The sequence below is a fragment of the Ancylobacter tetraedralis genome (genome assembly GCF_014195655.1).
Taxonomy (GTDB): domain Bacteria; phylum Pseudomonadota; class Alphaproteobacteria; order Rhizobiales; family Xanthobacteraceae; genus Ancylobacter; species Ancylobacter tetraedralis.
The window spans coordinates 63,598-80,514 of the sequence record NZ_JACICD010000010.1 but is presented as its reverse complement, the minus strand read 5'-3'; the positions used below and the strand labels follow the sequence as shown (position 1 = coordinate 80,514).

Annotated in this window: 19 protein-coding genes and 1 pseudogene; 13 read left to right on the top strand and 7 right to left on the bottom strand. The window is 65.1% G+C overall.

Annotation, left to right across the window (positions count from 1 at the left end; genetic code table 11):
* The first annotated feature begins 34 nt into the window (after nucleotides 1-34).
* From FHS55_RS19960 to FHS55_RS19940, 5 genes are all read left to right on the top strand, one after another.
* Nucleotides 35-847 carry a citryl-CoA lyase gene (locus FHS55_RS19960; protein ID WP_183191546.1) on the top strand — a complete coding sequence of 271 codons (813 nt, stop codon included), beginning with the start codon at nucleotides 35-37 and terminating at the stop codon, nucleotides 845-847.
* Between the two features lie 35 nt (nucleotides 848-882).
* Entirely contained in the window at nucleotides 883-1,629 is a 747-nt protein-coding gene (locus FHS55_RS19955; protein WP_183191545.1) for an electron transfer flavoprotein subunit beta/FixA family protein, read from the top strand.
* Nucleotides 1,630-1,662: 33 nt separating this feature from the next.
* A complete protein-coding gene (locus tag FHS55_RS19950; RefSeq protein WP_183191544.1) occupies nucleotides 1,663-2,610 on the top strand; it encodes an electron transfer flavoprotein subunit alpha/FixB family protein in 948 nt (315 codons plus the stop codon).
* Between the two features lie 5 nt (nucleotides 2,611-2,615).
* Complete coding sequence (locus tag FHS55_RS19945) at nucleotides 2,616-3,113, top strand: thioesterase family protein (RefSeq protein WP_183191543.1); 498 nt, start codon at nucleotides 2,616-2,618, stop codon at nucleotides 3,111-3,113.
* Between the two features lie 72 nt (nucleotides 3,114-3,185).
* Nucleotides 3,186-4,847, top strand: coding sequence for a choline dehydrogenase (locus tag FHS55_RS19940; protein WP_183191542.1), 1,662 nt, complete (start codon nucleotides 3,186-3,188; stop codon nucleotides 4,845-4,847).
* A gap of 43 nt (nucleotides 4,848-4,890) precedes the next feature.
* On the opposite strand, the gene FHS55_RS19935 is transcribed toward FHS55_RS19940, so the two are convergent.
* Nucleotides 4,891-5,682 carry an aspartate/glutamate racemase family protein gene (locus FHS55_RS19935; protein WP_183191541.1) on the bottom strand — a complete coding sequence of 264 codons (792 nt, stop codon included), beginning with the start codon at nucleotides 5,680-5,682 and terminating at the stop codon, nucleotides 4,891-4,893.
* Between the two features lie 216 nt (nucleotides 5,683-5,898).
* Between FHS55_RS19935 and FHS55_RS19930 the strand changes: the two genes are divergently transcribed.
* From FHS55_RS19930 to FHS55_RS19920, 3 genes are all read left to right on the top strand, one after another.
* The gene (locus tag FHS55_RS19930; RefSeq protein WP_183191540.1) at nucleotides 5,899-7,008 is read left to right on the top strand and encodes a nitronate monooxygenase; all 1,110 of its coding nucleotides are present in this window, start codon (nucleotides 5,899-5,901) and stop codon (nucleotides 7,006-7,008) included.
* 545 nt (nucleotides 7,009-7,553) lie between these two features.
* Nucleotides 7,554-7,796, top strand: a complete 243-nt coding sequence (locus FHS55_RS19925) for a hypothetical protein (RefSeq protein WP_183191539.1) — start codon at nucleotides 7,554-7,556, stop codon at nucleotides 7,794-7,796.
* Between the two features lie 177 nt (nucleotides 7,797-7,973).
* On the top strand, nucleotides 7,974-8,300 hold the full coding sequence (locus tag FHS55_RS19920) for a hypothetical protein (protein ID WP_183191538.1): 327 nt from the start codon (nucleotides 7,974-7,976) through the stop codon (nucleotides 8,298-8,300).
* Between the two features lie 556 nt (nucleotides 8,301-8,856).
* Here the strand turns inward: FHS55_RS19920 and FHS55_RS19915 are convergent.
* The 3 genes from FHS55_RS19915 to FHS55_RS19905 all read right to left on the bottom strand — a co-directional run bounded on the left by FHS55_RS19915 (nucleotide 8,857) and on the right by FHS55_RS19905 (nucleotide 12,251).
* The gene (locus FHS55_RS19915; protein ID WP_183191537.1) at nucleotides 8,857-9,837 is read right to left on the bottom strand and encodes a toll/interleukin-1 receptor domain-containing protein; all 981 of its coding nucleotides are present in this window, start codon (nucleotides 9,835-9,837) and stop codon (nucleotides 8,857-8,859) included.
* Complete coding sequence (locus FHS55_RS19910; protein ID WP_210287086.1) at nucleotides 9,834-10,640, bottom strand: ImmA/IrrE family metallo-endopeptidase; 807 nt, start codon at nucleotides 10,638-10,640, stop codon at nucleotides 9,834-9,836. Before FHS55_RS19910 ends, FHS55_RS19915 begins: the two co-directional genes overlap by 4 nt.
* Before the next feature lie 681 nt (nucleotides 10,641-11,321).
* Nucleotides 11,322-12,251, bottom strand: coding sequence for a LysR family transcriptional regulator (locus FHS55_RS19905; RefSeq protein WP_183191536.1), 930 nt, complete (start codon nucleotides 12,249-12,251; stop codon nucleotides 11,322-11,324).
* 108 nt (nucleotides 12,252-12,359) lie between these two features.
* On the opposite strand from FHS55_RS19905, the gene FHS55_RS19900 reads away from it, so the two are divergent.
* The 4 genes and pseudogenes from FHS55_RS19900 to FHS55_RS23600 all read left to right on the top strand — a co-directional run.
* The gene (locus tag FHS55_RS19900) at nucleotides 12,360-13,118 is read left to right on the top strand and encodes an SDR family NAD(P)-dependent oxidoreductase (RefSeq protein ID WP_183191582.1); all 759 of its coding nucleotides are present in this window, start codon (nucleotides 12,360-12,362) and stop codon (nucleotides 13,116-13,118) included.
* Nucleotides 13,119-13,145: 27 nt separating this feature from the next.
* A complete protein-coding gene (locus FHS55_RS19895) occupies nucleotides 13,146-13,748 on the top strand; it encodes an NADPH-dependent F420 reductase (protein WP_183191535.1) in 603 nt (200 codons plus the stop codon).
* Nucleotides 13,749-13,776: 28 nt separating this feature from the next.
* The gene (locus FHS55_RS19890; protein ID WP_183191534.1) at nucleotides 13,777-14,157 is read left to right on the top strand and encodes a nuclear transport factor 2 family protein; all 381 of its coding nucleotides are present in this window, start codon (nucleotides 13,777-13,779) and stop codon (nucleotides 14,155-14,157) included.
* 252 nt (nucleotides 14,158-14,409) lie between these two features.
* Nucleotides 14,410-14,502, top strand: a pseudogene (locus FHS55_RS23600) (integrase); the annotation flags it as partial.
* An 89-nt stretch (nucleotides 14,503-14,591) separates the two neighbouring features.
* Here FHS55_RS23600 and FHS55_RS19885 read toward each other — a convergent pair.
* Nucleotides 14,592-15,218, bottom strand: a complete 627-nt coding sequence (locus FHS55_RS19885) for a TetR/AcrR family transcriptional regulator (RefSeq protein WP_183191533.1) — start codon at nucleotides 15,216-15,218, stop codon at nucleotides 14,592-14,594.
* A 32-nt stretch (nucleotides 15,219-15,250) separates the two neighbouring features.
* Here FHS55_RS19885 and FHS55_RS19880 point away from each other — a divergent pair, with 32 nt between their 5' ends.
* Nucleotides 15,251-16,108: an oxidoreductase gene (locus tag FHS55_RS19880; RefSeq protein ID WP_425485840.1), complete on the top strand. Its 858-nt coding sequence runs from the start codon at nucleotides 15,251-15,253 to the stop codon at nucleotides 16,106-16,108.
* A 122-nt stretch (nucleotides 16,109-16,230) separates the two neighbouring features.
* On the opposite strand, the gene FHS55_RS19875 is transcribed toward FHS55_RS19880, so the two are convergent.
* Both FHS55_RS19875 and FHS55_RS19870 read right to left on the bottom strand, forming a co-directional pair.
* Nucleotides 16,231-16,641, bottom strand: coding sequence for a hypothetical protein (locus tag FHS55_RS19875; protein ID WP_183191532.1), 411 nt, complete (start codon nucleotides 16,639-16,641; stop codon nucleotides 16,231-16,233).
* Between the two features lie 37 nt (nucleotides 16,642-16,678).
* Nucleotides 16,679-16,885: a ParD-like family protein gene (locus FHS55_RS19870; RefSeq protein ID WP_183191531.1), complete on the bottom strand. Its 207-nt coding sequence runs from the start codon at nucleotides 16,883-16,885 to the stop codon at nucleotides 16,679-16,681.
* Between the last annotated feature and the right edge of the window lie 32 nt (nucleotides 16,886-16,917).

The window sequence follows — 16,917 nt, the reverse complement described above, 5'->3', positions numbered from 1 at the left end:
GCCGCGCGCGTGTGTCGCTCACCAAGGGATGATCATGACCAAAAGCACCCCGTCGCATTGGATCACCTCAATCAGCGATATCGCCGACGAGGACATCTACATTCGCGGCTACGCAATGCAGGAGCTGGTCGGCCGGCTTTCATTCTCGGGCATCGCCTTTCTCCTCTTGCGCGGACGGGTTCCCTCACCGGGCGAGGCGAAGATGATGGATGTCATCCTCTGCTCGATCCTCGACTACGGCCTGCAGAAATCTGGCACGCTCGCCGCGCGGGCCGTGGTGTCGGTCAATCCGCGGATGACGGCCGGGCTGGCGGCCGGCGTGCTGGGCGCCGGCGACTATGCCGTCTCGCCGGAGGCGACCGGCGTGTTCATCGGCAAGACGCTGGCGCTGTGGAAGGCGAGTACCCAGGATCTTGACGCCTTCGCGGAGAGCCATGTCTCCGAGCTGCGTGCGGCCAAGAAGCGGGTGCCCGGATTCGGCCATCCGGTGTTCCGCCATGTCGACCCCCGCTCGGAGAAGCTGAAGGGTTTCGCCCGTGAATTCGGCGTCTGGGGCGAAGCGAACGAGCTTTACGAAGCCGTGCACCGTGCCTTTCAGCGCGCAGCCAACAAGCCGGACCTCGTGCTGAACGACGTTGGCATGCTCGCGTCCATCATGGTGCAGATGGGCTTCACCCCGCAGGAGATGGAAGGCATCGCGGTCCTGTCGACCTTCCCCGGCCTCATCGCCCACATTTCCGAGGAGCTTCAGTCCGGCGCGATCAATCGCATCGTGCCCGACAGCCACGTCGACTACGCGCGGACACGCCGGGTGCTGGCGGACGATCTGGCCGCGGCCGGCTGGTGAGCGCCGGTATCCGCAATGTTGGGATGGAAGGCACCATGAAGATACTCGTGCCGGTAAAGCGGGTGGTCGACCACAACGTCAAGATTCGTGCGAGGCCCGACGGCTCCGGCGTCGAACTTGCCAATGTGAAGATGTCGATGAACCCGTTCGACGAGATTTCCGTCGAACAGGCGTTGCGACTGAAAGAGGCGGGCAAGGCGAGCGAGGTCGTGGTGGTCTCCATCGGCCCGGCCAAAGCCGAGGAGACGCTTCGCACCGCGCTCGCCATGGGTGCGGATCGGGCGGTCCTGGTCGAGACGGATGCATCGGTCGAGCCGCTCGCCGTCGCCAAGATCCTGCGTGGCGTCGCCGAGGCGGAGCGGCCGGGCCTCATCCTCGTCGGCAAGCAGGCGATCGACGATGATTGCAACCAGACCGGCCAGATGCTGGCCGGGCTGCTTGGCGTGGCGCAGGCGACTTTCGCCTCGAGGGTCGAGATCGAGGATCAGACCGCCCGCATCACCCGCGAGGTCGATGGCGGGCTGCAGACGATCGAGGTGACGCTGCCGGCCGTGGTCACCGTCGACCTGCGGCTGAACGAACCGCGCTACGCCTCGCTGCCGAACATCATGAAGGCGAAGAAGAAGCCGCTGGAGCGCAAGACGCCGGCCGATTTCGGCGTCGACATCGCACCTCGCCTGCGCGTGCTGTGGACGGAGGAGCCGGCCGGCCGAGGTGCCGGCGTGAAGGTCGCCTCGGCGCGCGAACTGGTGGCGGGCCTGCGAAACGCCGGCGTCGTGTGACGTTGCGGCGCAAGAGACGAAGGAACCCATTCGATGCCCATTCTCCTTCTCGCGGAACATGCCGGGCGTAGCCTGTCGGACCAGACGGCCAAGGCGCTCACGGCGGCACTGAAGATCGCCGGCTTCTCCGGCGCCGAGATCCACGTTCTTGTCGCCGGCGCGGATGCCCGGCCCGCGGCGGAGGCGGCGGCGCGGCTGGCAGGGGTGACGAAGGTGCTGCTGGCGCAGGACGCCGCCCTCGCCCACCAACTCGCGGAACCGCTGGCCGATCTCCTCGTCGCGCTGGCCCCGGCCTATGATGTCATTCTCGCTTCGGCCACCGCGTCCGCCCGCAACGTGCTGCCCCGGGTCGCGGCGCGGCTCGACGTGATGCAGGTGTCGGACATCGTCGAGGTGGTGTCGGCGGATACGTTCAAGCGGCCGATCTATGCCGGCAATGCGATCCAGACCGTGCAGTCGAGCGATGCCACCCTCGTGATCACCGTGCGCGCCGCCTCGTTCGCGGCGGCGGCCGAGGGCGGGACCGTGCCGATCGAGGCAATCGCCGGTGGGACATCGACCGGCCTGTCGCGCTTCCTCTCCGATGCACTCGCCGTGTCCGAGCGTCCCGAACTGGCCTCGGCGAGGCGGATCGTTTCGGGCGGGCGGGCCCTCGGTTCGGTGGAAACGTTCCGCGATGTCATCCTGCCGCTTGCCGACACGCTGGACGCGGCGGTCGGCGCCTCGCGCGCCGCGGTGGATGCGGGCTATGCCCCGAACGACTGGCAGGTCGGCCAGACCGGCAAGGTGGTGGCGCCCGAACTCTATATCGCGGTCGGCATTTCCGGTGCCATCCAGCATCTCGCCGGGATGAAGGATTCAAAGGTCATCGTCGCCATCAACAAGGATCCGGAGGCGCCGATCTTCCAGGTCGCCGATTACGGCCTCGTCGGCGACCTGTTCGAGGTCCTGCCGGAGTTCGACAGGGCGCTTCGGAGTTGACGGCCATGGGCGCGGAAGACGACGTGAAGGCGGGCCGGCCGCTGCGCCTGTGGGGCGGCCGCGTCCTGCCCGAGTGGCTGGACTACAACGGCCATATGACCGAGCACCGCTACCTTCAGGTCTTCGGCGAGGCGTCGGATGCCTTCTACGGCCTGGCCGGCGTGGACTTCGCCAATGCAGCGGAGGGCGCGTACTTCACGCTCGAAACGCATCTGCGCCATGTCGCCGAGTGCAAGGTCGGAACGGTGCTGCGCGCGGATACCCAGGTGCTGGCCTATGACGAGAAGCGCCTGCACCTGTTGCATCGCCTTTTCGACGCCGACGCCACTCTTCTCGCCACGGGCGAACATCTGTCGATCCATGTCCGCCGCGGAAAGTCCGCGCCCGCCAGCGAGGCGATGCTGGCGGTGATCGCGCGGGTGTTCGAGGTTCAGAAGAGTCTACCGATGCCCGAGCGCGTCGGCACCGTGCTGACACGCCCGCTTGCCTATCATCGCGCATAAGGCTGGCCGTCCGGAACGCGATCATCTGCGCGTCCTGCACCGCGCCTGCCGCCATCCCCAGGGGGCTCTGCCATGCAATCGACCTATGATTTCATCGTCGTCGGGGCGGGATCCGCCGGCGCGGCGCTCGCCGCCCGCCTGAGCGAGCCGTCTTCCATTTCCGTCCTGCTGCTGGAGGCCGGGCCGGACGATCGCAGCTGGAAGATCGACATGCCGCTCGCCGTCGATCGGTTGCTCAATTCGACGCAATACAACTGGCGATTCGAGACCGAGCCCGAGCCGCATCTCGGCGGCCGGCGCATCGGCCAGCCGCGCGGGCGCGTCATCGGCGGCTCGTCCTCGATCAACGGCATGGTCTACACACGGGGCAATCCTCAGGATTACGAGGAATGGCGCGATGTGCACGGCTGCACCGGCTGGGGCTATGCGGACGTTCTGCCCTATTTCCGGCGGATGGAGACGGCGCCGGGTGGCGCGAACCGCTACCGAGGCGGCGAGGGGCCGATCCGGGTGACGAAGCCCGATCTCTCGGCCCACCCGCTCAATGCGGCGTTCCTCGCCGCCGGTCGGGAACGCGGCTATCCGATCAGCGACGACTACAACGGACCGCAGCACGAGGGTTTCGCGGCGGGCGAACAGTCGATCTGGCAAGGCCGGCGGCAGGGCACGGGGCGGGCCTATCTCACCCCCGAGGTGCGGGCGAGGCATAACCTGACCATCGTTCCGGGCGCTACCGTCGAAAGGGTCCTGTTCGCCGGACGACGCGCCATTGGCGTCGCGTTCAACCGCCAGGGAAAGCGGCAGGACGCGCATGCTGGGCGCGAAATTGTCCTGTGCGCCGGGGCCGTGGGCTCGCCCCACCTGCTCAAGCTGTCCGGCGTCGGCCCGGCCGAGGAATTGCGGCGCTTCGGCGTCGACGTGGTGCTCGACAATCCCATGGTCGGCGCCAACCTGCAGGATCATCCCGACTTGCAGGTGCAGGTCGCCTGCACCCGCCCTGTCACCTTGCGGCGCCACGCAAAATGGCCGGGCCGCCTGTTTGTGGGTCTCGACTGGTTCCTGTTCCATCGCGGCGTCGCTGCAAGCAACCAGTTCGAGGCCGCCGCCTATCTGCGCACGCGGGCGGGGCTGCGCAAGCCGAACATCAAGCTCGAATTCTTCCCGTTGGCGATCTCGCACGCCAGCTACAAGCCTTACGCGATCGATTCCTTCCAGATCCACATGACCATGTTGGACGCGGCCTCGCGCGGCGAGGTCCGGCTGACGTCGGCCGACCCGGCACAGGCCCCGCTATTGAGCGTGAACTACCTCGCCGATGACGGGGACCTGCGAACCTTCCGGGAGGCGGTGGCGATCACGCGCGAGATCGTCGCCGCACCGGCCTTCGACGGGTTTCGTGGCGTGGAGATCGATCCCGGCGCGGCGGTGACGAGCGAGGCGGCGCTGAACGACTGGATGCGCAGCCGGGTCTACACGGCCTATCACCTGAGCTGCAGCTGCCGCATGGGACCGGAAGGGCGGGGTGTGGTCGGGACGGACCTGCGCGTGCACGGCCTTGAGGGGCTGCGCATCGCCGATGCCTCGGTCATGCCGCATGTGGTGAGCGCCAACACGAATGCGACGACCATCATGATCGGCGAGCGCGCCGCCGACTTCTGCCTCGCGCGCGCGCCGCTGCCCCCCGACGATGCGCCCTTCTGGGTCCATCCGAACTGGCGGACCAGCCAACGCTGAGCCCCGGGGGGCGGGCCTTCGCTCGCCTATCTCTGGAACCGCATCAACGCGCGAAAATGGGCTTTGAGGCGTTCCACACCTTCCTGGCATTGCGGAATTCGGCGTCGAAATGCCCGGTCGGCTTCATGTAGAAGCCCTGGCGCGCAACGAAGTACCCGCCGCTCCGATGCAGGTCGGCGAGGCCTTCGGCCATCTTCAGCGCCATGAGGTTGGGGTTGATGATCGGCACCGCGGAAGGCTCGCCACCCTCCATGAGATATTCCTGGTAGATCGCGGCGATGATCGTGCAGCCCATGATCACCGTCTCGGCGCCGAAGCGCTGCGCGGCCTCGCGCGACAGGCGCACCACGTCGTCGGCCACGGCGCGGCGATCATTGATCATGTCCTTGACGAACCAGTCGATGGCGTCGACGCCGCGCACCGTGTGGCCCTGTCCGTTCAGTCGCGCCTCGTCCTGGATATAGGGGACGGCCTTGCGATGGTCGGTCAGCACCATGGTCGAATGGCCGTAATAGGCCGCCATCTGGAAGGACGCCTCGAGCGGGCCGACGACGGGAATGTCGACCAGCTCCCGCGCCACGCGTACGCCCGGATCGTACAGGCACCCGACGATCACCGCATCGTAGCCCTGCTCCTCCGACACCATGACCGCCTCGAATAGCGACTGTTCGATCAGGTGCTTGGAATAGAAGAAGTCGATGTCCGTGGGGCAGTTCTCGAGATGGGTCACCGCCAGCTCGGTATCGCTCGCGCAATAGTGCGACAGCGTCTTGCGGATGATGTCGTCATAGGCCGACGAGCCGAACGGGTTGATGAAGTTGATGCGTTTGACCATTGGCTGCTCGTCGGTTCGACTGACAAGATGATAAAAATGACCAGTGAGTATGTTGGCGCTTGTCCCCCGGTGTCAAGCGTGACCAGGCATGGGGCGATGCCATCCGCGAGGGCGCGGCGTTCTTGACGCGCCGGCATGACGCGCCTAACATACTCAAAGGTCAATTTTACGTTCTTAGTAGTTTGTGCGCTCAGGCGCAGCCGGGATGCCAACGCCGTGAAAACCGCCATTACCGAAATGTTTGCAATCGAAGCGCCGGTCTTCGCCTTCAGCCACTGCCGCGATGTGGTCGTCGCGACGTCGAAGGCGGGTGGCTTCGGCGTGCTCGGCGCGGCATGGATGACGCCGGAGCATCTCGAGCAGGAGCTCAAGTGGATCGACGACCATATCGACGGCAAGCCCTACGGTGTCGACATGGTCTTTACCTCCACCGCCTCCGATATTTCCGGCAGCAAGAATCCTCGGGAAATCCTGCCTAGGGAGCAGGTTGACTACATCAACGGCCTCATGACCCGCGATGGCGTTCCCGAGCTGCCCCAGGAAGAGGTCGACGGCTGGTACCAGGACTATGCCGCCAATCTCAGCTTCACCCAGCCGGAAAGCGAAGCGCTTTTCGAGGTGGCGATGCGCCATCCGGTGAGGTTCGTCGTCAGTGCGCTCGGCATTGCCCCGCCCCATGTCATCCAGCGAGTCCATGACGCGGGTCTGAAGTTCGGCGCCTTGGTGGGTTCTGCGCGGCAGGCGCAGAAGCAGGTCGAGGCCGGTGTCGACGTCATCGTCGCGCAGGGTACGGAGGCCGGCGGCCACACCGGCGACGTCGCCTCCATGGTGCTCTGGCCGGAGGTCGTCGATGCCGTGGCGCCGGTGCCGGTGCTGGCGGCCGGGGGCATCGGCCGCGGCCGTCAGATGGCGGCGGCGCTTGCACTCGGGGCGGAAGGAATCTGGTGTGGAACCATCTGGCTCGGCACGGTCGAGAGCGAGCTGGCCCCCGACATGCGCGACGTGCTCTATGCCGCCCGCTCGGCCGATGCCGTCATCACCTACGGCTACACCGGAAAGCCCTGCCGCGCCCTGCGCAGCAAGTTCACCGAGGCGTGGGCCGCGCAGGAGGCCCCCGAGCCCCTCAAGGTTCCCTATCAGTCGATCCTGTCGGGAGAACCTTTCCGCCGGGCGGAACGCGCGCATCGCAAGGACTGGATGACCTATGCCGCCGGCCAGGTGGTTGGCCAGGTGAACGAGCCGAAGACGGTGAAGCAGGTCATGTACGACATGCTGAACGAATATCTTGAGACGACCGAAAAGCTGAACACGATTCTTGAGGCGTGAAGGAGCAGGGCCGCGGTCCGGGGCCGTTCCAAACTCCTCATGTCAGGCAGGAGTAAGCTCCCGTCCACGATCGACTATAGCCCGATCGGACCTTGAGCATCGTAGTTGCGGGGCAAGGATCGATCGTCCGTTCGCCACCGACGATCGAGTGAGTGCTCCTGACCTAAAGCAGGCGAGTCGGGAAAAATCTCCGCGCAGGAATACGGGAGGGTTCGGATGGGCCGTTTCGTGGAAGGCGCGGATCGATCCCAGCTCTGCCGCCTGCCCCGGTGTCTCGACGACTGGGTGGAGGAGAACCACCCGGTTCACGTGATGGAGGCCTTCGTCGATGCGCTTACGTGCCAGGTCTCGGCTTCGGCGGCGCGCTGCCGGCGAGCACGGGGCGGCCGGTCGACCATCGACGCACCCGACCCGTCGATGCGGCAATCACCCGACCCGCATTTCTCTCTCACCGATCCCGACGCTCGCTCGGTGGCGACGAGCGGCCGGGGCTCCGGCGTCGTGGGCACACTGTGCAGGTCGCCGTCGAGGCGAAGCATGGGATCGTGACCCACGAGGTCGCCAACATCGGCAACGACGGCGCACAACTGGCGCCCATGGCCAAGGCGGCGCAGCCGACGCTCGGTGCCGATGAACTCCATGTCATCGCACATCGCGGCTACTTCGACGGCGAGCGGATCAAGGAATGCGTGGATGCCGGTCTCACCGTGACGCTGCGCAGGTCGCAGACATCGGGCGCGAAGGCGTTGGAACGCTGCGGCAAAGCAGGACTTCGTCTATCTCCCTGACAAGGATGCGTATCGCTGCCCGACGGGCGCTGTCCTGACCTACCACTTGAGCACTGTCGAGACGGCTATGGACTTGCGGCGCTAGGGGTCGACGGCCGCCTGCCTCGCCTGCAGGATCAAGACGCAATTCACCACCGCCAAAGAGCGCCGGATCACGTGCTGGGAGCATGAGCATCTATGCTGGCCAGGGCCGACGCCGACTATGCGAGCAAGGTCGCAACTCTGACCCAGGCGCTGAACCGGCCAGAGGAGAGGCCACAGGCAACGGAAGCTTTGCGGCTGCTGATCGATCGGATCGTGCTGACGCCCGGCAATGAACGAGGCGAGATGTTCGCGGCGCTGCACGGCGAACTGCGCACCATCCTCGAATGGACCGAGCGCCAGGCCATCGGAAAGACCATTAAAGCAACAAAACCCGCAGCCGAGGCTGCGGGTTTGTCGGTATCAGTGGTTGCGGGGGTGCGCAGTCACCGATACCGACACTCACTGGAAGCGGCGGTGTAGCGGTATGGAAAGCTGGGCATGAGGCTGCGTTGCCCAACTATTCGCCCCACAACGATTCCTGGATCAGTAGCGGTCCGCCGCGCACGCCATGGGATATGCAGAGGCGTCTTGGGAGCGGCGCGATGGTGGTCTTGGCCGTGACCGAATGGCCCTGAGTACGGCCTGGATCCTAGGCAGAGCCAATCATCGGCGTCGCCGTTCTGGTCGAATCTGACCCAAAGCGGCCTTCCCGACACGCCGTTGCGAACGCCCGCTTTGCGCCCTCAAAGCAGCCGTTCGTTCAGGTTTAACGGGTCGGCAGCTACGCCTCCCAGATCCCGGCATTTCGAAGTCGGCGCAGCCAGTCTAGAAGCGTGCCTGGCATCACACAGGGCGTCCGCTCCGCCGTCGAACGCTGCCCACCTAGCGTCGACGGCAACGGCTTCGTCGCAACGGTGCGTGCCGCGCTTCCGAAAAGAGCGGGGATCGCCCCAACGCAACTGGTGCAGCTATGCGCAGCCTTCGCCGACACCGCCGAGCCGGACCGCTGGCATCGCCGATGCTGACCGAACCAAGCTCAGCGGATGCGGCTACGGACCTGTTCTAGAAAGTTCTCCCAGAAGTAGCCGGCCGCCCCATCGGCATCGAGAGGCCCTCCGGCCCGCTGTCGGAACATCGCGTTGCCGGCGCCGAAGGCGAGACCCTGCGGCGTATCTTCGATCGGCAGCCAGTCGTTCATCGAATTTCGCGTGCTGGTGGCGGTGTCGTAGCTGAGGCAAAGCGCATTCCGCCACATATCGCCCCCATGCCATATGCTCACCTGGCCGACGCGCTTGCCGCCAAGGTAGACGCTGGCCGCGAACGATCGGCTGTCGATCCGCTCGAAGTCGGTATCGATGCGGGCGTCCGACGCCTTCAACTCGGCGAGCTTCTCCTCGAACAGCGCAGCCGTCGTCATATAACCGGTGCGGAGAAAGCGATCGCGGTCGAGGTCGGTTGGTTTTGCAGCAATACCGAGCAGGCTGGCAGAACCGGTTCGAGGGAGCCGTGCCGCGGCATCATTCGTCGGCGCACTGCCGGCTTCGTCCTGTATTCCATTCCCGTTGTCCACCCTGAGCATGTCCCGGATAGCGCCAACCGCGTTGTCGAATGCGGTGTCGGTATCGGGCCAGCTGATGACCGCCTTGCCGTCCTTGGGCAGCGCGACAAACTCCGACAACGTCTTATCGCTCCCGATGGGCACGCCTTTCCATTGGCAAGGTCGCAAGATAATCGGGATCACACGCACCGTGCCGTCCCGCTGCCGCGCGAACGCCCGCAGCATCTCCTGTTCGTAACAATATTCAGAGGCGATGAAGTCCGCTGATACGAGCAGAATCACGATATCCGACGCCGCTAGCGCAGCTTGCACCGCCGGATCGAGATGTTCGCCCGGGCGAAGCAGCCCGTCATGCCAAAGGTGGATCAAGCCTTCGCGCCGCAACGGCGCGAGGTGACGAATGAGTTGCTCCTTCAGCGCGGTGTCAGCGTGGGTATAGGAAATGAAACCGGTTGTCATGACGGTGGCCTTATCGTGCCGGTCGTAGGGAACGACACGACGTTTTCTGGGAGGTGCGGCAGCAGCTGGCCGGTCAGGCGTGTGAACAGCTCAGGTGCCATGCCGAGATCGGACAGCAGGCGATGGAGACCGATACCTTCTCGTTTCATAAGCCACGCGATGGCCGAATTCAGCAACTCCGGCTCTTCGATGGCGATGTGATCATCATACCGCTCGGTCTTCGCCTGCCCGGTCTTCACTAGCTGGATATTGGCCGTTCGATATTGCGCAGCATCGATCAGTCCCAGATCGAATGCGCGTCGGGCGATCGCGCGAACCGAAACCTTCCAGCGCAGCTTCATCGCGAATAAGGCGTTCCAGTCGAGCACCCGTCGGGTCCGCGGGAACTCCCGTGCAAAGGCGGTGCGCGGGATCAAAAACGCACCAGCGAAGCGGTGAGCTTCTCCTTCAGTGACGCTGTCGCCCGTAATAATGCCCTGATGCATGACCAGATGTGCAGCCTCATGCGCGAGGTCAAAGCGTAATCGGGCACCTGCGGCCTTCGCTGTCGATCGAACCACGATCGGCCGACGCCGGGCCATCGACAACGCGTCAATGCGGTCGGTAAGATCATCGAATTGAACGACGACTGCGCCTGCATTTTCCAAGACGCGGGTCATGCTGGTGATCGGGCCGTCGAGACCAAGTCCCCAATGCAGTCGGGCGTCCGCGGCAACACTCTCGATCGCATCCGACGTTTCCGGGCGCGCGAATTCCGGAAAATTCACGTCTGGCAATCGCACAAGCGCTTCAAGCCCATTCACCAGCACCTCTACCGCTGTCCCCCGCGCCACAGCTTGGGCGACTAACCCCCGTGGGGCGCTCGCCAACCGACGAAAATGGCAATCTTCTTCACGCACGGGATTGACCGCCGGCGTCGAAAAAAAAAGCGGGAGTGACCGTCAGGACCGCGGCTAACGCATCCCGCATTTCGTCCGTCGGTTCTTTTGCACCGGTTTCAAGCCGTAATAGGAGAGTGCTGCAGACGGACTGAACGTCCTCCGCTGAGTCTTTGCGGCAGGGGCTGTTGGCTGAACGCAGGTCTGCTTTCTTAAGGTTGCCAGCCGAAACCTGCCAGTCCGCTCCCGGCCCCAAACCGACCACTCGTCGTCTGCGCAGCGAACGTCTGCCTCTCGCGCGTCGCGGTACATCGCGAGTATCCCTATTTTTCCAGGATGCTCTGCGCACAATCGGCCAAGGCGCGCGCCTTGGAGCTGGCGAGGCACCCCGTGTGATACGGCCCACAGATCGACGGGCGGCAGCGTCCAGTCTTCGAGCACCCGCCGGACTGCGCCGCTCTCCAGCTCAAGGGCGAACGTCCAGGCGGAGTCGAACGTCAGCCCTTATCGTCGAGCGCTGCCGCACGAATGCCCTCCGCAGCGTTCAACCGCACACGTCCTCTGACCAGGCTCGGCCGACTAACAGATCGAGAAAGACTGGCGCTCCTAGGCGAGGCTCCCAGCGAACCTTTCGGCGAGCCTCTTCGCTTTGAAGGCGTCGCCGACCCAGTCGATGAACACCCGGGACTTCGCGGGAAGCAGCGTGCGAGAAGGGTAGTAGATCGAGATCGCCCCTGCGTCGCAGTACCAGCGCGGCACGAGGCGGATGAGGCTGCCGTCCTCCAGCTCCGACAGCACATCCGGCACCACCAGCAGGGCGACGCCGAGGCCGAGCAGGGCCGCCTCGCGCATGGCGGCCGGCTCGTTGACGACGATGCTTTCACGCAGAGTCGCCAGGACCTCCTGACCAGCGACATCGCGCATGGTCCGGCGGAGGATCCGCCCGTTGCGCAGATTGCGCATGACGATGCCGTCGAGGTCGGCGAGCCCTGTCGGATCGGACGGCGGCACACGGCCGCGCATATAGGCCGGCGACGCCACGGCGACGAGGTGAGCCGGGGCCAGGGCACGGGCGACGATGCCGGGCGACAGCTCGAACCCGCCGCCAATGGCCGCGTCATAGCCCTCGGCGATCAGATCGACCGCCCGGTTCTCGAAATGCCATTCCGGCTTGATGCGCGGATAGCGGGCCATGAAGCCCGGCAGAAGCGGCATCAGGTAGGTGAGCCCGAAGGTCGGCGGCAGGCTGACCTTTAGCGTTCCGGCCGGCTCGGCGCCCTCAGTGGAAATACCGGCGATCGCCGCCTGCAACCCTTCGAGCTTGTCACCGATCGACTGCCGGAAGGTTTCGCCGGCCTCGGTCAGGGTCAGCCGGCGAGTGGAGCGGGTGAACAGGCGCACACCGAGATTGCGCTCCAGCATGGCGACGTTGCGGCTCACCGCAGCCGGCGTCAGCGACAGCCGGCGGGCGGCCTCCGAGAAGCTGCCATGCTCGGCACTGCGCATGAACGCTTCGAGATTGGCGAGGGTCTCCATGTGCTTACTTTCAACAATCACTTGCCAATCTGTCAAACTATTCAGGACTAATGGGTTGGGAATTTTCCCGCCATCTTCACCTCAACGAACATCAACGGAGTGAAGATGATGCCCCGCCTTTCCCACCCGCTCACCGGTAAGGTGGCGCTCGTCACCGGCGGCTCGCGCGGCATCGGCGCGGCGATCGTGCGCCGCCTTGCCGAGGACGGCGCCGATGTCGCCTTCAGCTACAGCGCCTCACCGGAGCGGGCGCAGCAGGTTGTCCGCGCGGTGGAGGCGCTCGGCCGCCGGGCGGTCGCCATAAAAGCCGACCAGGCGTCGCCCGCCGACGTTCAGGCGCTTGTGCGTGAGGCGCACGCCGCACTCGGTCGGCTCGACATTCTTGTGAACTCGGCCGGGGTTTTCGTCACGGGCAGGGTCGATGACCCCAAGGTCGATCCCGCCGCCTTCGACCGCCAATTGGACATCAACGTCAAGGGCGTGGCCGTTGCGGTTCGGGCCGCCGTGCCGCTGATGTCCGATGGCGGGCGCATCATCTCGATCGGCACGACGGGCGCGGTCCACATCCGCTTCGCCGGTGCGGCCGACTATGTCGCGACGAAGGCGGCGGTCGCCGCCTATACGCGCGGCTGGGCCCGCGATCTCGGCCCCCGCAACATCACCGTCAATGTCATCCAGCCCGGCGCCATCGACACCGAGATGAACCCGCAGGACGGGCCGTTCGCGGAAACGCTGAACAAGCTGGCGGCACTCGGGCGCTATGGCCAGCCGCAGGATATCGCGGCGGCGGTCGCGTTCCTTGCCGGCCCGGACGCCGGGTACATCACCGGCGCCACGCTCAATGTCGACGGCGGCCAGTCCGCCTGATCCCAACCCGATTATTGGAGAACTGCCATGGCCTCCATCGGCATCATCGGCGCGGGCCAGATCGGCCGCGCCATCGCTACCGCCCTCGCGCGGCACGACATCGAGGCGACGCTGGCCAACAGCCGAGGCCCCGAGAGCCTGGCCGACATCGTTGCGGCACTCGGACCGAGCATCACCGCCGGCACCGTTGAGGAGGCCGCTGCCCGTGCCATTGTCTTCGTCGCGGTCAACTGGTCGAAGCTCCCGGCCGCGCTGGCGGGCCTGCCGGATTTCGGCGGCCGCATCGTGGTCGATGCGAACAACCCCATCGAGGCGCCGCTGTTCAAGCCGGTCGACCTCGGCAGCCGCTCGTCGTCCGAAGTGGTCGGCGACCTGGTGCCGGGCGCGCGAGTGGTGAAGGCGTTCAATCACCTTCGGCCGGATCTGGTGGCGGGCGATCCGGCCAGCGATGGCGGCCGGCGGGTGCTGTTCTATTCCGGCGATGACGCGCGGGCGAAGACGGAGATAGGGGCTATGATCGACCGGCTCGGCTTTTTCGGCATCGATCTCGGACCGCTCGCCCTCGGCAGCCGTCTGGTGCAGTTCCCCGGCGGCCCGCTGCCCGCCCTCAACCTCGTCAAGTTCGGCTGATCGCCCCTCAGACAGAAGGAACGCTCCCATGTCCATTCCGGAACCCGATTACGACCACCTGCTGCGTGCCAATCTCGCGCGCGTCTTCAACGAGCGCGATGCCGACAGGCGCGCGCAGGCGATCCAGGAACTCTTCGTCGCCGATCCCGTGATGTACGAGCCCGATGGCGTCGTCACTGGCCGGGAGGCGATCTCCGCCGTCGCCGGCAAGCTTCTGGATCAGTTCGGCCCCACCTTCCGCTTCACGCCGTCTGGTCGTGGTATCGGCCATCACGGGCTGGGCGTGCTCCGCTGGGAGGCTGGCCCCGAGGGCGGACCCATCGCCGTCACAGGATCGGATGCCGCCCAGATCGTCGACGGCAGGATCGCGCAGCTCTGGGTGCTACTGAACGAACCGGTTGTCCAATGAGGCCTGGGCGCGCACAGGACCTCCGGGTCTGCTTCATGGACGAAGTTCATCGTCCACTTCGGGGTAGTAAGCGGGCGTCGAGATGAGCCCGCTTTACATGGAAGCTATTCGATCCTCGGCACCCAAGGGCGGACCGACCGCAAACGGCCGCTGACCGGTTGTGGCTCGCGCGTTTCCTGCTTGGCCAATCAAGCCGAGGAGAACTCACATGGGCCATTCTCAGTATGATGATGCCAGCCGCGAGCGCGCAGCTTGCTCGGTCACTCCAAGATTGAGAACACCATCCGATATCCTGGTGTCGATATGGAGGATGCGCTGCTCCCGGCGGAGCGAACCGAAATCTGAATTCAAGCGGTCATCCGTCCGTCGCGGATGACCGATTAGAGGCGCAGGATATGCTGCCTGCCGGTCGGCCTTGCCAGCTGGACGGCGGCCTAAGGGGTGGAATCGCAGAAGTGCGGCCGTTCAGCAAATCCGAGAAGCAATGTCTTCGCAAGTTCCCTCGCCTGCGAGGCAAGTTCCTCATCCCGCAGTTCGCCGGCGGTCCAGAACGAGAGAACGCCGCGAAAGGCAAAGGCGAGCTGTTCCGGCAAACAGCGCAGCGCTTTCTCCTTGCCCGCCCCAGTCAAGCCTTCGCCGGGGCCTAGCGCCAGCGACCATAAGGTCGTGGAGTGCGCCAGGACCTTTCCGGGGGAAGGACCGGCCGTGCCGATCCAGCCCATCACAACTCGGTTTATCTCCGGTTCCTCCAGCATCACCTGGACCGCCGTGTCGATCGCCAACAACACCCTGTCGGCAGCATCGGCAGGCGGAGACATCTCGGCAAAGCGCTTGGCCATTGTATCGATCCGGCGCCCCGACAGGGCATGCATGAGCGCGGCCTTGCTCCCGAACTGATTAAACGGTGTCGCGAAACTCACCCCGGCTTCGGCGGCAAGGTCGCGCATCGAGAAATCGGCCTTGCCCCGACGGAGGAGTTGCTCCGCGGCGTCCATCACGCGCTGGCGAACCGGCTCGCCGCGCACGGCCGTCGGAGCTGCCTGGGTCTTGCTTCCTGCCATTTCTCTATCTATATCATGATATAGTTTCAATCATGGCCCAGAGCTATACCATGGCTTCCACCTCCAAGACATTTCTCATCACAGGCGTCAGTTCCGGCCTCGGGCGAGCCTTCGCCCTCGGCGCGCTTGAAACGGGCCACCGTGTGATCGGCACCGTGCGGCGGCGGGGTGATGCCGAGATCTTCGCCGCGCTCGCGCCCGATCGCGCTCACCCGGTCACGCTGGATGTGACCGATTTCGACGCTATCCCGGCGGCGGTCGCCGAAGCCGAACGGCAGGCCGGTCCAATCGACGTGCTGGTGAACAATGCGGGTTATGGACACGAGGGCGTGCTGGAAGAATCGTCCATGGACGATCTTCAGCGCCAATTCGCCGCCAACGTCTTCGGGCCTGTCGCGATGATCAAGGCGGTGCTGCCGGGCATGCGCGAGCGGCGTCGCGGCCACATCATCAACGTCACGTCCATGGGCGGTTTTATCACCATGCCCGGGATCAGCTTCTATTGCGGCAGCAAGTTCGCGCTCGAAGGGCTCTCCGAGGCGCTCGGCAAGGAAGTGGCGAGCTTCGGAATTCGGGTGACTGCGCTCGCGCCCGGTCAATTCCGCACCGATTGGGCCGGGCGCTCGATGGATCGCACGCCGCGCAGCATTGCCGACTATGACGCAGTCATGGACCCGATCCGCGCCGCACGACAGACCAAAAGTGGCAATCAACCCGGCGACCCGGGCAAGGCGGCCCAGGCGTTGCTCGCTCTGGTCGATGCCGAAAACCCGCCGGTGCGGCTGTTTCTCGGCGAGGACGCTCTGGGGCTGGTCGACCAGAAACTCGACCGCATGCGAGACGAAATCAGCGCATGGGAGGCACTTTCGCGCTCAACCAGCTTCGCCTAGTGAGCGATGGATCTATCGCAGCTTATGAAGGCACTCCGCGTGTCTTTCTAGGCTGCTATGGGGGCTTGCGGATCGGCTGCGTCGGACGGGAAGCACCGAAAGCAGCCGCCTTGTTGGGCGGGCTAGAGGTGAGCGCCCCGCGCTGCCCACGCCGTCATCTCCCCGTCGGCGATCGTCAACGACACGCGCCAGCGGTCGCTGCGGCGTAGAATGTAGACGTGTTCCCATTCCGCAATGAGCTCATGTCCTTCGCCAAGCATCCGGTAGGCCATGCGCGCCTCGGCCACGTTCGGGAAGAGTTCGGACGCCGAAAGCAACTGGCCTACAGGATGTAGGACACCCTGCGCTCGATAGAAGTCCATCAGCGTCACGCAGTGATCCCGAAACGTCTCGCGCGGCATGGCGAAGTTGCCGCTGGGCGATGGAAATAGTCCCACCGGTTCCCATAACTCGCTGAGCGCATCAGCATCGTGGCGGCCGAATGCATCCACATAGTCCCCGAAGAACGCTGCGATTTCGTCCTGAAAGGTCATGGTCGTCGTCCTCGTCGGTTCGTCCGGGAGCCGCATGTCAGGCTACGGCGACCGAAGGCAGGTCAACATCGGCCGCCTCGAGCTGCGCCTTGACGATGTCGTTGAACGCCATGGTGGGATTAGCTTCAGCGAGCATGCCGACCTTCATCCAGAACTCTGCTTGCGCGTTGATGGAGCGGCACATGACCGTGCTCGCGCGCCGAACCTGTTCGTGAAGATCGTCATCGATTTTGACGAGGCCCATGCTGCTTCCTTCCTCGAAATATACGAAACGTA